This is a genomic window from Moorella naiadis (nom. illeg.), from assembly GCF_051020825.1.
In the GTDB taxonomy this organism is placed as follows: domain Bacteria; phylum Bacillota; class DSM-521; order Neomoorellales; family Neomoorellaceae; genus Neomoorella; species Neomoorella naiadis.
This window is the reverse complement of the sequence record NZ_JAXGFQ010000011.1, coordinates 95,707-109,599: the sequence shown is the minus strand read 5'-3', so window position 1 is coordinate 109,599 and position 13,893 is coordinate 95,707. Positions and strand designations below refer to the sequence as shown.

Here is a 13,893-nt window from a genome sequence, read left to right as displayed (position 1 = left end):
GACGCACTTTTGGGCCCAGCGGCCAGGTTCGTTGAGAACATCGGCAAAGGGGTCCTTCAGGGCGTCAGGCCAGTCAGGAACGATATCCTGGACCTCCATGCCAATGACGGGGCGGTTGGCCACTTCCCCTTCAAAGTGGTAGAACGGGAGAGCAGCATCGCCTCCCACCACAATGGTGTGACTGCGGGTTCCACCTTGTTCTTTGGTAGCACCCAGGACAACCTTCCGGACGGCGGCGCGGCTGCGATCACGTAAAATCTGGACGGCCATTGCGAAGCACTCCTTTCAACATTAAATCTGGATTAAATCTGGCACCGGGCCAGGATAGAATTTACTGCTTGCACAGAAATGGAAGTTGCCGGTAAATCAAAGAGGGGACGGCTGTTAATATCATAATCAGCGACCTGTTCATCATGGGGAATGACCCCCGCCAGGGGTAACCCTGTTCGTTCGATTTCCCCCTGGAGGGGGGTTATGTCGCCGGTTATTTTAGTAACTATCAGGTACAGGTTCTTGATGGGAAGTTGGAGTTCCCAAACCAGTTCCCGCACCCTGCCGGCGGAGCGGATGCCCCGGGCCGAGGCATCGCTCATGATAAAGAGATCGCTAACATCCTGGATAATCCGGCGGCTGATGTGTTCCAGGCCGGCCTCACTATCAATGACCATATAGTCGTAGTTATCGCTCAAGGTCTCCAGGTGATTCCGTAACAGATCATTGGGGTAACAATAGCATCCCGGTCCCTGGGGCCGGCCCATGGTCAGCAGGTCGAAGTCTTTCGTCTCGATCATGGCCTGGGCCAACTGGTACTGGACGAAGATATCCTTGCTCATGCCCTCGGGGATGGCTTTAGGGTTTTTGGTGGCATCCAAGATATCGGCGATGACGGTGTCGATTTTCACCCCCAGGGCCTCGTTCAGGTTAGCGTTGGGATCGGCATCGACGGCCAGGATGCTGCCCCGGTGCTGCTCGATCAGGTAGCGGATTAGCAGGGCGGCAAAGGTGGTCTTGCCGGTGCCGCCTTTACCGGCCACAGCAATATGACGGGCCATTAACCTAAACTCCTTTCACTGCCGGACCCATTCCCCACGGAGGGGAAGAGTTCTAACTGGGTATGGGGTAGGAACAGGGCCGAGACAAACTCTTCCATGAACAGGTTGCCGGCGGAAAGCTCCAGGTAGGTCATCCTGCGAGCCAGTTCCAGGGCTTCCTGCCAGGCCGGCCGGGAAAGGAGGGCTAGCTCAGCTCCCTTCAGGGAGGTGTTGCCGGCAAAGACGTATTTCTCCGGGGGCAGATCGGGCAGGAGCCCGATAGCCACGGCATTGGGAATATGCAGGTAATTGCCGAAGCCCCCGGCAATGATAATTCTTTCGATGGCTTCCATCTCCAGGGAGACGGTCTTGAGCAGGCTCTGGATGCCGGCAAAAACGGCACCTTTGGAGCGGATGAGGTTTTTAATATCGGCAGCCGTCAGGACGATGTCCCGGTGGTTGCTGCTCTGGGCCGCCCAGGCCAGGACAAATTCCGGGCCTTCATCAGTCTGCCGGAGGCGCGGTGTTGTAACATCCTGGAAGTTCCCAGTTCGGTCGATGATGCCCGCCCGCCGGAGTTTGGCCAGGCAGTCGATTAAACCGCTGCCGCAGATACCGGCCGGGCGGCCGCCGCCGATAACCTCCAGTTCGACCTCCAGGGTTTCCGGGTCGATGGTCACCCCTTCAATGGCCCCCGCCATAGCCCGCATGCCACAGGTGATGCCACTGCCCTCAAAGGCCGGCCCGGCCGAGCAGGCACAGGAGATCAACCAGTCGCTGTTACCCAGGACCATTTCCCCATTGGTGCCGATGTCGATAAAGAGGGTAAGTTCCTCCCCCCTGGCAATCCCCGTAAAGAGGGCGCCGGAGACGATATCGCCGCCGACATAGCTGGCTACCGCCGGGAAAATTTGAACTATGGCCCCTGGGTTGATCCTTAAACCCACCTCGGCAGCTTTCAAAGTGGGTAATTCGGCTGCTGCCGGTATATAGGGACTGAGGCGCAGGTACCTGGGGTTTATACCCAGGAGTAAGTGGGCCATGGTGGTATTGCCGGCCACACACGCCGCCGTTACTCCCGCGGGATTAATCCCCCGGGAACCCAGTATAGCAGAAATAAGGTCATTAATAGTCGCCAAAGCTGCCTGGCGTAGTTCCTCCAGGCCTCCCTCGTTGCTGGTAGCGTGGATGATGCGGGAGATAACATCATCACCATAAGCAGCCTGGCGGTTATAACTCCCGTTTCTGGCAACGATTTGACCGCTACCCAGGTCTAAAAGGGATACGGCTACGGTCGTCGTACCCAGATCAATAGCCAGACCGTAGGCCCGGCCCGTCCCCCGGGGAACAACCTGGATAATCCGGTTATTTGTTGCCGCCAGGGTAACGTCGATCTGCCAGCCAGCCTGGCGCAGGCTGTCCGGGAGCTTGCGCAGGAGATCCAGATCCAGGGAAGCTTCCAGATCCTTTTCCTTGCGCAGGGCAGCCAGCAGGCGGCTGGCATCACTGGCGTTTTCCGTCAGGGTGGGCTCCGCCAGTTCCAGGGAGGTTACGCTACAGGCAGGTTCCAGGGGATAGTGGCCCAGTAAATCAGTCAGGCTGTCCTGCAGGCGCCCTTTATCCTGAAGGAGCACCTGGTGCTGGCCCAGGAGGGATTCCGGAGGTATGGTGACCACCACATCCCCTTTGATTACGGTCTGGCAGGCCAGGGTGTAGCCTTCCTTTTCCATACGGGCCGGCAGGCGGCCTCCCTGGATTTGGACTTCACCCGTCTCTATTTTTACGGCGCAGCGGCCGCAGGTGCCGGCACCGCCGCAGGTGCTCTTCAGGGGCAGGCCGGCTTCATTGGCCGCTGCCATGATGGTGGTACCAGCCGCCACCCGGACGGTGACGTCGGCCGGTAAAAAGGTAACCTTGAACTGATTCACAGGCTTCTATCCTTCCTAGTTAGATGTGAAGTGAATCTCAATTCCAATCTCCCACTTCCCACCTCTCCTACGAGGCCAGGTTGGTCCGGGCGAAGGGTACGATGCCGCTGGCTTCCCGCGGGCCGACGACAACTTCCCACCCGGTTAACTCTTCCAGCTTGCCCTTCAAGACGGCTACAGCGCCGGGAATGACGATGCGGTGGCGTTTGACCTTATCATCCAGGCCGACCTTCTTCATTAGAGCAGCAATCTTTTCCGCTTCAAACTTACCGTCAGCATAGGCCGTCAGGACGGACAGGCCGTCGGTGTCCACCGAGAGGAGGTAACTGGGGATCTTGGTGCCTTCAATTTCGCCCTCGACGGAGTAATAGGTCAGGGAGAAGTTAGTCGTAACGTAAACCGGAGAATCCTCATTGGGGGTACCGATCTCGTTCAGCTTCTCCTCAACCCTGATGGGTACCTGCGGGTCGGTATAGAGGTTCTGGCGCCAGGATAATAGGGGCAGCAAGTGTTCTTTGGCAGCAGTACGTAAAACAACTAGGCTGGCATACTTGGTAACGTAGTTGACTGCTTGGAGCACTTCGCTAAGGGGATCGGTGGCGGTGGTTAGAGCTATAATGGGATAACCAAAGGAACGGAAGCGCTTTTTGATGGCCAGACGGCGAATCTGGGTAAAGTCGGCAATGGCGCGGGAGGTTTCCCGGGCACCGGGGTCCAGGACCAGTTGCTTGTGGCCCAAGGCGATAATTTTATCTACCAGGCCGGCCAGCTCTTCCAGGCCGTTGCCATAAACAGCCAGGGGGCAGTTATTTTCTTTGGCCAGGGCCGTCATAGCCTCGTAATTGATGGTGGTAGCCGCATAGATTAAAGGTTTACGCCCGGTAACTTCTGCCAAGGCTCCCTTCATTACTTCTGGATCATCAGCCATGAGGATCAGGTTCAATTTGGTGGCAGCAGCCACTGCAGCAACTGCCGCCTGGAAGGCTGCCGGGTCGTCGGCGTCGTGACTAATAGCAATGGCCTGGATGGTGTAGTGCTGTCCCACCCGGTCGAACTCCAGCCCATTAATCGCTTCCACCTTAGCTTGCAGTTCTTCGTTGCTTAGATTGTCGCTAATCTGGATGGCAATGGCAGTTTCGTGGTAGAAGCGCTTGTCGTGGCGGAAGAGTTCGGTTTCATCCCCCATCGCCACAGCTGCAGAACCGGCACCGAGGATTACCTTCGCAATGGGCGGTGCAGCGGCGGCGTCCAGGGCTTCCCGGGCCGCATCGGAAACATAGGGACAGGAATCGAGGCTGGCTTTGCCGGCAGCCAGGTTCATGGCAAAGGCCAGGCAGGTAGGCGTTCCACATTCACCGCAGTTCTTTTTGGGCAGCTGTTTGTAAATCTCCAGTCCCGTTAAAGCCATAGTTTATTAACTCCTTTCTTTAATAAATAACCGGCCCGCCCCGGAGCCGGTGCCGGGCACCGCTCCGGAGCAGGTTCGGGGTTAATTACATAATGGGGTCCATGGTCAGGGCCGGGTGGCCTTTTTCTTCCAGGAAGGGCAAGATTTCATCGACAGTGGTACCGATGGTCTCATCGGCAATTCTATCGATAAAGTCCTCTCCCAGGCCCTCTTCAATGCTGCGCTGTACCAGATCGTCGTGGAGGTAATCTTTCAGCGACTTGGGCATCCAAACAATCCGGGCTAGGCCGCCATCGGCAGAAATGAATTTTTTACTGACGATATAGGTGCGACCGATACCCATAAAGCCCGGGGTCTGGGTACCGCCGCCAATCATCCCGGCCAGGGTAGAGAAAGTCATACCAGAGGGGGTCATACCACCGTGATCCCGGGTAGTTATCATAATACCGTTACACTCCGGCAGGATGGCCATAATGGCTTCAAAGCAACCGCAGGAGGTCATGGGGTTCTCCATTAGAGTGTAGAGGCATACCTGCTCCAGATTGCGGTTGGAAGCGGTATAGAGATAGTCATTGACGCTCTGCCAGATGCCCTTAACGGGATCAATTTCGCCCTCTTTTTTAATCGGCTGGTTGGGGCCGGCATGGTTGATTTCGTATGAGGCTTTGGCGTCCAACCAGCTGACGGCACCGCACAGGCCCACCCTTTCCGGGGTGACGATGCAGACATGGTTCGGCGCAAAAGACTGACAGAGAACGCAGGAGTAGAAGGTGTCCACCGTTTCGTCGGTCAAGCCGCGCATGCGGTCGTCGCGTTCCTTATACTTCTGCCGGGCAAGATCCATGTACTCCCCAACCTTATCTTCGGCGGTGAAGATGGTTACCTGGACCCGGTCGACGATGGCCGGGAACTCTTCTTTCATTTTGGCGACCAGGATTTCACCATAGTTTTTGAAACGGAAACCCTTGGCCACAGCGTCTTTACTCACCCGTAACCAGTTGATGTTGCGCTGGCCGGTGTGCCAGAGGCCTTCGCCGTAGTTGATAAAGTCATGGATGCGCCGCTCGAGGACGCCTTCAAAGTCGGCCTGCATCTTGCGGCCGTAAATATCCACCAAAATACCCAGGGGTAGTTTGCTACCTTCGGTTATCTGGTCGATATCAGGACCAATAACTTCAATTTTACCGTCAGTGATCGCAGCTTCATCTACGGTCCGTACCAGTTCAAAGGCCGGGGTCCGGTTCCCGCCCATTTCTACGTACATATCGCCTTTACGGATGCTCTCGCCCTCGAAGGCCGGGCCGAAGTTAATGGGTAGATCCAGCTTGATCTTGGTGAGCTTGATGCCCCTGGTCTCCATGGCCACTTGGACCATCTTATCATAATCCTCGACGCTAAAGAACCAGTCGGGGATTTGTTTGTCTTCCGGCAAGGGCTGGTCGGTAATTACCGGGAAGCCGGTAAAGATGGCCCCGAAGGCGGCGGCCGTTTTGACCATATCATGCTCGCCCAGGTAAAGGACAAAAGCCCTGATGCGGCGGCGCTGGTAATCGCGCTGCTCCTCACGGGCTCCCGGAGTAACGCCTCCGAACATCATCCCGGCCCGCAGGGCGTAGTTGGCAGCATGGACGATCTGGGTGAAGTTGCCCAGGGGGTAGGCAATATAGTCCACACCGAGTTTGACATTTTCCTCTAATAATTGCTCGATGGCTTCATCACAGATGAAGATCATGAAGCCCATGCCCATAAGGTCCTTGACAATTTTGGCCAGGGCCTTGCTGTCTTTGGCCCGGCCCAGGATAATGGCTTCGCCGGGGATGGTCCAGTCCACCATCTTGATGCCAAAGCGGCGGACCACTGGGTCACCGATGAAGCCGGTCCAGGGTTCGGGCAGTAGGGGTTCTCCAGGTTTATATTTGAGGTAGCGCAGGGCTTCGATTATTTCGGCCGCATACCAGGTAGCTTCCCCGGCCAGGCGAGCGTTGGCGAAATTCAAGACGGGGCTGACCTGGACCCGCTTGCGGTTTAAAATGGGCGGCAAATCCCCCAGCTTCTTGACCTCTTCCCCGCTGAAACAACGGATAACCGGCAGGTAATAGGCCGTGTCGGGATAACCCACGGGATAGTCGGGGCCATAGTTCCTGATGGCCTGGTTTAATAGGATTTCCGCATAACTAGTAGCCGTGATAGCGCCATGGTAAACCTCCCGGAACAGGGTTACCGGGTCTTTGCCTTCAGGAATAGCGTCTGCAAAGATTGTTTCAAAATCGATCATTAGCCTGACCCTCCTTTAGTAACCCTGGCAGAGTTTGGTTTCGTAGCGCTCAGCTACACTCTTGTGGACGCCCAGTTTCCAGGTGCGGTATTCCAAGGCGTCGAGGATCTTCCGGGACGCTATCCGGGGGTCCATTTCAAAAATAAAGTAGCCGCCATAGACATCGCTGGCGATCTGGGTCAGGATGCTGTAGATGAGATCGCTGCCTTCTACCGGCGGCATATTACCGACATGGGTCGGTACGCCCAGGGATACCCACCAGGTGCCGATGGCGACCGCTTTGCCGCTCATGGCTTCCGGGGCTGAGGCTACGAAGGGCACCTTCGGCGTGTCGACGCCCAGGTCGTTGGCCATGGCCATGAGCAGGTCTCCGGCCCGGGAGTTGTCCACGCAAGAACCCATGTGGAACACAGGGGGCAGGCCAATATCGATGTTTGCTCCGGTACTAAGGCGTTGCAAGAACGCCTTGAGGCCATCGCCGCAATAGGTTTCTATATTGGCGGGGTCCATAAGGCCCATTTTGGCGGCCGCCTGGGCGGAACAACCGGTGGCCACGACAAAGACGTTATTCTGGAGGAGTTCTTTTATTATTTCCAGGTGGGAATTATCCTGGAAGCCCTTCAGGTTGTTGCAGCCGCATATTAGAGCTACCCCGGCCAGTTCACCTTCAAGGATGGCTTCATTGAGGACCCGGATGGGATTCTCGGCATTCTGGGTGGCCAGGAGTTTAGTCAGGGCTTCAAGACTCCAGCCGGCGACGACCCGGTTTTTGATCTGGGGAATGAAAACCGGGCGATTACTTTCTTTTCTTTCTTTGAAGGCCTCGATGGCCATACGGATGGCCGTTTTGGCGCTCTCCAGGGCGGTTTCCGTCTGGTAATCCAGGTGGTAGGCGCCGGGGATCTTGGCGTTATCAGCAGTGGAGATAATGCGGGTATGGTAACATTCGGCTACGGCGCTAATGGAAGGCATGATGCACTGGACGTCAACGCACATGGCGTCAATGGCGCCGGTGCAGATGGCCAGTTCCTGGGAAGCAAAGGAGGTGACCAGGGGAATCCCCTGGCGCATCAGGACATCGTTGCCGGTACAGCAGATGCCCACCAGATTGATGCCCTTAGCGCCGGCGGCCCTGGCTTCCCCTTCCATCTCCCGGGCCGCCTGGACGATGATTTCACTTAATAAGGGGTTGTGGCCATGCAGGACGAAGTTGATTTGAGCAGGATCGAGGACCCCCATGTTGGCCTCACTGACCACGGGCTGGGGAGTACCGAAAAGGATGTCCGAAAAATCAGTGGCGATATGTTCACCGGTATAGTCGGCCAGGGCTACCCTAATGGCGCTGAAGACTAGATTGACCGGGTCATTATCCATACCTATATGGGCCTGGTTGACTAGTTCGGAAATGGTAGCATGGATGCCGTAGGGCACAACATTGTGGGTGCGGAATTTCTCCTGGCGACCTTCGTTTAGGGCCGTCATCAGCCAGGTCGCTTCGCCCTCACCCTTGAGGCGGCGGAAATCCTCCAGGGCCTTCTCCCCTACTTCCTGGGCCAGTTCCATAATGTTTTTACCTTCTACGTCAATACCTACGCGGCGGCAGACTTCCTTTAACTTGGCTTCATCCTTGACGGTGTAATCCGGCGCTTTCCCCCGGGCCATCTCCACCAGGGCGTGGGCAATATGGTTGCCATGTTCGCTATGGGCGGCGGCACCGGTGAGAAGCATCAGGCCGACGTTACGGGCAACGATGGTCCAGGCGGAAGCGCCGCAAATGCCGCGGCTGCCGGGACCGTCGGCGGCTTTGATGCGGCAGGGGCCGGCCATACAAAAACGGCAACAAATCCCTTCATAGCCGATTTTACACTGGGGCTGCTGGGCAACAAAGCGATCATAAGCAGTGATGACCTTGTCATCCTTGCTTTTCGCCAGCATCTCCAGTGCTGCCGGATCAACGGTACGGTTCCTGTTTTTGGGTTCCATGACCCGCGGGGCTTCTGAGGGCCTGCAATTGTGGGTAAGATCGCGGAACCTGGGCATACTGCTTACCTCCTTGGTCTTATTTCATCCTCACCCCTGGAAAAGGGGTAGTGTTAGCTGAACTCAGCAAGGCAGTTCAGTGGAGGACTCCGGTCCTCCCGGCAGATTGGCCAGGTTAGACGCTTATGCCGCCTGGCGGCACCAGCAAAAAGATGAAAATGGCAGTGAGCTTTTATTTTCAGGGTAGCTAAGTTTGGCCTTCAATCTTGCAAAAGACGAGCCGCCAGCTCAGGGATGCCGGCAATGGTCAGGGGCTCATCCCCGTTTACTCCGGCGGCCTGGTCTAGGATGGCCGTCTGCAAGGGGATCAAGCCGATGACATCCCCTGCCGGGAGATGGCTCAGGATAAATTCTTTATCCCGGGGCTGGCGTATTTTATTACCGATAAACTTGATCTTCTCGATACCCAGTTCCCGGGCCAGTTGTTGGACGACCCGGGCCGTTTGGATGCTTACCAGGGTTGGTTCGGTAACTACCAGCATCACATCGACACCCCTGGAGGTACCACGGGTCAGGTGTTCAATACCGGCCCCCATATCCAGGACTACCATTTCCTGGCGCTTCAGCAGGAGGGAATTGATCATGGCGTTTAAAACGGTATTCTCCCGGCAATAACAGGTCGAGCCCCCCGGTTTAATGGCTCCCATCTTCAAGAACAGGATATTGCCGTTTTTAATGGTATAATCCTCTAAGAGGCCGTCGACCTCTGGGTTTAAAGAAAAGAAGGCTCCCTCACCCCCCGTGCGTTCGGCAATGAGCTGTCGCATATCGACGATGGGTTTCAGGGTACCCAGCCTTTCTTCGGGAAGTCCCAGGACCATGCCCAGGCTGGTATCAGGGTCGGCATCGACAGCATAGACCTGGTAACCTTTCTGGGCGAAGTAATTAATTAGACCAGCGGCAATGGTTGTTTTGCCTACACCACCCTTTCCGGATATGGCGAGTTTCATTTACCAACCAGCTCCATTCTCATTCCCCGGTTACCGGGGGTTACCTCAAGGCTTCGTTGTTCGGAAAAATGGACATTCATTTTCCTGATTATATTAGTGAACTTCTACACAAAGTTCAATTTTCCTGCTGGGTTCCTTTAAAACTTGTTGTTAAATTTTGTTGAACTTTAATCCTGGTAAACAATTTTTTAAACCTGCCTTGTTATTAGGCGTAAAGCCGAGAATCTTGCAACTGTTTAACTGCTTCCTGCTACCGTTCAGCCAATATTATAAACCAATTGGCTTAAAAATGGAATAATTTTTGTTAATTAAGAAAGCGCTCACAAAAATAAGCCTGCCGTTACAATTAAACTTAATCATAACGGCAGGAATTACAGTTGTCAAAGCTAAATAGCCCCATTTATTGCTCCCTATTATCTTTTTCCTGGTCATTGCTGGCTAACCTGGCTTCCAGTTCGGCAACCTTTTTTTCCAAAGCAGCCATTTCCGACCTGGTGACCAGGCCCCATTCCGTACGCCAGCGATTAACCTCGCGGCTAACAGTCTCCTGAAGCTGGTTTTGCTGTTCTTTGCCCTTAGCAAGTAACTGATCGACGAAATTTTTAACTTCATCACGGCGGAGTTCCCCGTGATGAACCAGTTCTTCGGCCATTTCTTCAGCCTTTTCCTTAGTCAGAAACATTGCTCCCAAACCGGCTAAAAAGACCTTGCGCATAATGTCCAGCACCGGCTTGCACCTCCTTCCTCAAATTGTCGTTCTAGGATATTATAACATACTGACGCTTGGTTATGCTCGTTTTCATCAAGACTTAAAAAAGAAGCTCCCTATGGGAGCTGAGAGGATTTCAGGGAAGCAACCATTCAGCCTGCCTGATAGTCAGCCTGGCAGTTAAACCCTGGAGGCCCATGCGGCAACTGGCTGGCATCAGTAATACTTGCTGCAGGTAACGCCGGGAAATTATTTATCTTCCTTTTTTTTAATGTTAGTGAAGGAATCTTTGGCGCCGCACTCGGGGCATTTACGGGGCTTACAGCGGGTATCCTTTTCGTAACCACAGTGGGAGCACTGCCAGATAGCCATATTTGTTACCTACCTTTCAGTAATCGTTACTATTAATATAGTATACCCTGTCCCTGGTGTCAAGGGTTTTTAATTCTTGACGGCCGGGCTGTGGTATGGAAGAATATAATTATCTGCGATGAGGGGGTCATTGTTTGCCTCAGAATAGTGTTATGCCAGCGGTACCGGCGGTCAATCCCCGGCGCTGGCTTATTCTTCTGGCTGTTATGGCAGCCGGGATTATGGGGCCTATTGACGGCAGTGTGGTTAACGTCGCCCTGCCAACCATCACCCGGGTTTTTAACGTTGACTTGAATACCGTCGGCTGGGTCGCCATGGCATATCTGCTGGTTTTGGGAAGCTTAATTTTGACCTATGGCCGCCTGGGGGATATGTATGGCTTTCGCCGGGTCCTATTAATGGGCATCGCTATTTTTACTATCGCCTCTGGTATCTGTGCTCTGGCGCCCAATATCTGGGTCCTGATTGCCTTCCGGGCTATCCAGGCCATTGGCGCCGGGATGTTTATGGCTATGGGGCCGGCCATAATTACTTCTGTTTTTCCACCCTATGAACGCGGCCGTGCCCTGGGCACCAATGGGATGATTGTCGCTGTAGGCCTGGCCCTAGGGCCTACCCTGGGTGGTTTTCTGGTTACTATCGCCGGCTGGGAGGCTATCTTCACCATTAATCTACCCATCGGTCTTATCAGTTATATCCTTTGCCGGCAGGTGGTACCGGAAACCAGGGACTTAAAACCGCAACGATTTGATCTCATCGGCGCGGCCGCGGGCTTCTTCTCCTTGAGCGCCTTCCTCCTGGCAGGTAGTTACGGCGAGGAATGGGGTTGGACCTCACCGGCGACGCTGATACTGGGCCTGGTTTTTCTTATTGGCGCCTGGTTCTTTATTCGCTGGGAAAAACTGGTCGCGGAGCCGATGCTCGACTTAACTCTTTTTTCTAATAAAGTCTTTAGTGCCGCCAACTTCGCCGCTCTAATGAATTTTATGTCCCAGTATGCCTTGGTATTTTTACTTCCCTTTTATTTGCAACAGATCTTAAACTATAACGCCGGGCATACCGGCTTAATTCTCACTGCTTCTCCCCTGGTGGTCCTGTTACTGGCACCTGTCAGCGGGGCCCTTTCCGACCGTTTGGGTACCCGCTGGCTGGCCTTTGCCGGCCAGGCCATCGTCGGTTTGGCGCTTTTCTTAATGGCTGGCTTACAGGTAACTTCCCAACCCGTGGACATCATCTGGCGCCTGGGCCTCTTTGGCCTCGGCACCGGTATCTTTCAATCCCCCAATAACAGCGCGGTGATGGGGAGCGTGCCCCGCCACCGCCTGGGTATAGGTTCCGGCGTCCTGGCTACAGTCCGTAATGTAGGTATGGTCCTGGGTATTGCCGTCAGCAGCGGCGTCTTCACCTGGCAGCGTTCCGCCAAACTGGCCGTTCTGGGGCCCGAGGGAATGACGACGGCCTTTATGACCGGCCTGCGGGCCGCTTTCCTGGTTGGGGCCTTCCTGGCCGCTGCCGGCGCCCTGGCTTCCCTGGTCCGCAATGATAATTTGGCCGGATAAGGGATCTTGCCCCATTGAAGCCTGCTTCATGATATGGCCTTTATTTATTGCTGTGACACACCGGGTATTACCAGATTGCTACCGGGGTATTGTCTTGGAGCTACCTGGTGTGGTAAAATAGTGATGTTGCCGGGATGTAGCTCAGCTTGGCTAGAGCACCTGCTTTGGGAGCAGGGGGTCGCAGGTTCAAATCCTGTCATCCCGACCACTATCATGCGCCAACGTAGCTCAGCTGGTAGAGCAGCTGACTTGTAATCAGCAGGTCAGGGGTTCGAGTCCCCTCGTTGGCTCCAGAAAAACCTAAGCCCCGCAAGGCTTGCGGGGTTTTCGCTTTTTAATGAAATTCTGCAGAAAGGGCCTTTTGGGAGCAAATTGGGAGCAGCTATACAAACTAAAGCAAACTACGCAACAAAGACAGGCTGAAAAAGGGGACTCCTCCCCGCTACCCCGTTTCAGTCCCGACCTGCCTTTGGCTTTGACGCGGCCTCGATAGCTCGCAAGCTATTTGCCCTCTCCTTCTGTTAGTTAAATATTCCCGGCAGCCTTTTTAAAGCCGTAGACGGGGATGCAGATGGAACGCTTTTCCACAGGGGGAGTTTCCCGCATAGCGTCCAGCGCCCGGCAGACATCCGCATCAAAATACTTCTCGCCGCAGTCTTCGCATACCCAGGCCGGGACATCTTCGACAAGGGTCAATTTATCGCCCCACCAGTTTTCAGCCGTCACCAGCTTTTTAACGGTCTTCCCTCCGCATAAATAACACTTGCTAACCATCTTATTGCTGCCTCCTTGTTCTGGCGTTTTCCCATTTCGGCGGTTCAGGTTCGTAAACCGTTATTATGAGAAGTATGCCGGAAGGGTCAAAAGCGCAGACTGCATGGAGCGGTCGCCCATTTTCAGCATAACCCAGGACCAGCGCGCTTGGTCCACGTGGGTCATTTGGGTAATCTTCCAGTATCTCCCCGTGGGCAAGGACTGCCGGTTTGACGGAGGCCGGTAACGCCAGCTTAGAAGCTTTTACGATGCTTTTAAGTTGCGTACGGCCTCGCGGAGCGACGAGGAGAAGGCCCTGGCCAGTAGTCCGGGTTACACCGGCATCAGGGCCTTCCTTTCGCCTTTTTATAGCGCTACTGCCGGTTTGTCGCCAGTTCGCCGCCGTCATATTAGGCGGCACTTTTTTTTATGCAGAGGCCAGGCTATCCGCTCTAACCTTCCTCCTTATTACAGTTTTTCCATTTATACCGTTTGGTGCAAGGCCTTTAAAATTTAAGGGCAATTTTCTATTTGTCGGGCGGCCGGGAGCCCTGCAGGACGTTTTAGAGGCTCGCGGGAAATCTATTATTAAAGAGCTTGCAGGTTTACGCCGATATAATCGGCTTTGGCTGTAGGGATGGGGATTGGCAGGCCGTCTTCTTTCAGTCCCTGGAGGTGCATCTTTATGGCCTCGGCCATATTCTCCCTGGCCTCACGTGGCGTTTTACCGGTCGCTGCGCAGCCGGGGAGATCGGGCGAATATGCGGAATAATTCCCGTCGGCCTTCTCGATAACGACTAAATATTTATCCACGATTTATTTGCCCTCCTTTAATTTAGCCTGCTTTAAGATGCTGTTTAATGTGCCT

The 13,893-nt window shown here is 54.7% G+C and carries 12 protein-coding genes, 2 tRNA genes and 1 pseudogene; 3 read left to right on the top strand and 12 right to left on the bottom strand.

The window, feature by feature from the left end; translation table 11 throughout:
- From SDD30_RS09205 to SDD30_RS09165, 9 genes and pseudogenes are all read right to left on the bottom strand, one after another.
- Positions 1–270: pseudogene (locus SDD30_RS09205) on the bottom strand (acetyl-CoA decarbonylase/synthase complex subunit delta); the annotation flags it as partial.
- A gap of 32 nt (positions 271–302) precedes the next feature.
- On the bottom strand, positions 303–1,052 hold the full coding sequence (locus SDD30_RS09200) for an ATP-binding protein (protein WP_434074626.1): 750 nt from the start codon (positions 1,050–1,052) through the stop codon (positions 303–305).
- A complete protein-coding gene (locus tag SDD30_RS09195; protein ID WP_434074625.1) occupies positions 1,052–2,959 on the bottom strand; it encodes an ASKHA domain-containing protein in 1,908 nt (635 codons plus the stop codon). The genes SDD30_RS09200 and SDD30_RS09195 overlap by 1 nt, the downstream gene beginning before the upstream one ends.
- 67 nt (positions 2,960–3,026) lie before the next feature.
- Positions 3,027–4,367, bottom strand: a complete 1,341-nt coding sequence (acsC, locus tag SDD30_RS09190) for an acetyl-CoA decarbonylase/synthase complex subunit gamma (RefSeq protein ID WP_434074624.1) — start codon at positions 4,365–4,367, stop codon at positions 3,027–3,029.
- Between the two features lie 85 nt (positions 4,368–4,452).
- Positions 4,453–6,642 carry an acetyl-CoA decarbonylase/synthase complex subunit alpha/beta gene (acsB, locus tag SDD30_RS09185; protein ID WP_434074623.1) on the bottom strand — a complete coding sequence of 730 codons (2,190 nt, stop codon included), beginning with the start codon at positions 6,640–6,642 and terminating at the stop codon, positions 4,453–4,455.
- 15 nt (positions 6,643–6,657) lie between these two features.
- Complete coding sequence (gene cooS, locus SDD30_RS09180; RefSeq protein ID WP_434074622.1) at positions 6,658–8,682, bottom strand: anaerobic carbon-monoxide dehydrogenase catalytic subunit; 2,025 nt, start codon at positions 8,680–8,682, stop codon at positions 6,658–6,660.
- A gap of 200 nt (positions 8,683–8,882) precedes the next feature.
- Complete coding sequence (locus SDD30_RS09175) at positions 8,883–9,632, bottom strand: ATP-binding protein (protein ID WP_434074621.1); 750 nt, start codon at positions 9,630–9,632, stop codon at positions 8,883–8,885.
- A 400-nt stretch (positions 9,633–10,032) separates the two neighbouring features.
- A complete protein-coding gene (locus SDD30_RS09170; RefSeq protein WP_434074620.1) occupies positions 10,033–10,359 on the bottom strand; it encodes a phasin family protein in 327 nt (108 codons plus the stop codon).
- Positions 10,360–10,590: 231 nt separating this feature from the next.
- Positions 10,591–10,713: an RCKP-type rubredoxin-like domain-containing protein gene (locus SDD30_RS09165; protein WP_434074619.1), complete on the bottom strand. Its 123-nt coding sequence runs from the start codon at positions 10,711–10,713 to the stop codon at positions 10,591–10,593.
- Between the two features lie 134 nt (positions 10,714–10,847).
- Here SDD30_RS09165 and SDD30_RS09160 point away from each other — a divergent pair, with 134 nt between their 5' ends.
- The 3 genes from SDD30_RS09160 (at position 10,848) to SDD30_RS09150 (ending at position 12,565) form a co-directional block, all read left to right on the top strand.
- Positions 10,848–12,272 (top strand): MFS transporter, encoded by a 1,425-nt coding sequence (locus tag SDD30_RS09160; RefSeq protein WP_434074618.1) that lies wholly within the window; start codon positions 10,848–10,850, stop codon positions 12,270–12,272.
- Positions 12,273–12,402: 130 nt separating this feature from the next.
- A tRNA-Pro gene (locus SDD30_RS09155) sits at positions 12,403–12,480 on the top strand.
- Positions 12,481–12,489: 9 nt separating this feature from the next.
- Positions 12,490–12,565, top strand: a tRNA-Thr gene (locus tag SDD30_RS09150).
- 232 nt (positions 12,566–12,797) lie between these two features.
- Here SDD30_RS09150 and SDD30_RS09145 read toward each other — a convergent pair.
- From SDD30_RS09145 to SDD30_RS09135, 3 genes are all read right to left on the bottom strand, one after another.
- Positions 12,798–13,046, bottom strand: a complete 249-nt coding sequence (locus tag SDD30_RS09145; RefSeq protein ID WP_434074617.1) for a type II toxin-antitoxin system MqsA family antitoxin — start codon at positions 13,044–13,046, stop codon at positions 12,798–12,800.
- Position 13,047: 1 nt separating this feature from the next.
- Positions 13,048–13,434, bottom strand: a complete 387-nt coding sequence (locus SDD30_RS09140; protein WP_434074616.1) for a DUF4258 domain-containing protein — start codon at positions 13,432–13,434, stop codon at positions 13,048–13,050.
- A gap of 179 nt (positions 13,435–13,613) precedes the next feature.
- Entirely contained in the window at positions 13,614–13,838 is a 225-nt protein-coding gene (locus tag SDD30_RS09135) for a type II toxin-antitoxin system HicB family antitoxin (protein WP_434074615.1), read from the bottom strand.
- Positions 13,839–13,893: the final 55 nt, after the last annotated feature.

Excerpts from the sequence above, each read along its gene's own strand:
- SDD30_RS09200 (WP_434074626.1), bottom strand. The coding sequence starts at position 1,052 with ATGGCCCGTCATATTGCTGTGGCCGGTAAAGGCGGCACCGGCAAGACC.
- acsC (WP_434074624.1), bottom strand. The coding sequence starts at position 4,367 with ATGGCTTTAACGGGACTGGAGATTTACAAACAGCTGCCCAAAAAGAAC.
- acsB (WP_434074623.1), bottom strand. The coding sequence starts at position 6,642 with ATGATCGATTTTGAAACAATCTTTGCAGACGCTATTCCTGAAGGCAAA.
- cooS (WP_434074622.1), bottom strand. The coding sequence starts at position 8,682 with ATGCCCAGGTTCCGCGATCTTACCCACAATTGCAGGCCCTCAGAAGCC.
- SDD30_RS09175 (WP_434074621.1), bottom strand. The coding sequence starts at position 9,632 with ATGAAACTCGCCATATCCGGAAAGGGTGGTGTAGGCAAAACAACCATT.
- SDD30_RS09165 (WP_434074619.1), bottom strand. The coding sequence starts at position 10,713 with ATGGCTATCTGGCAGTGCTCCCACTGTGGTTACGAAAAGGATACCCGC.
- SDD30_RS09145 (WP_434074617.1), bottom strand. The coding sequence starts at position 13,046 with ATGGTTAGCAAGTGTTATTTATGCGGAGGGAAGACCGTTAAAAAGCTG.
- SDD30_RS09140 (WP_434074616.1), bottom strand. The coding sequence starts at position 13,434 with ATGACGGCGGCGAACTGGCGACAAACCGGCAGTAGCGCTATAAAAAGG.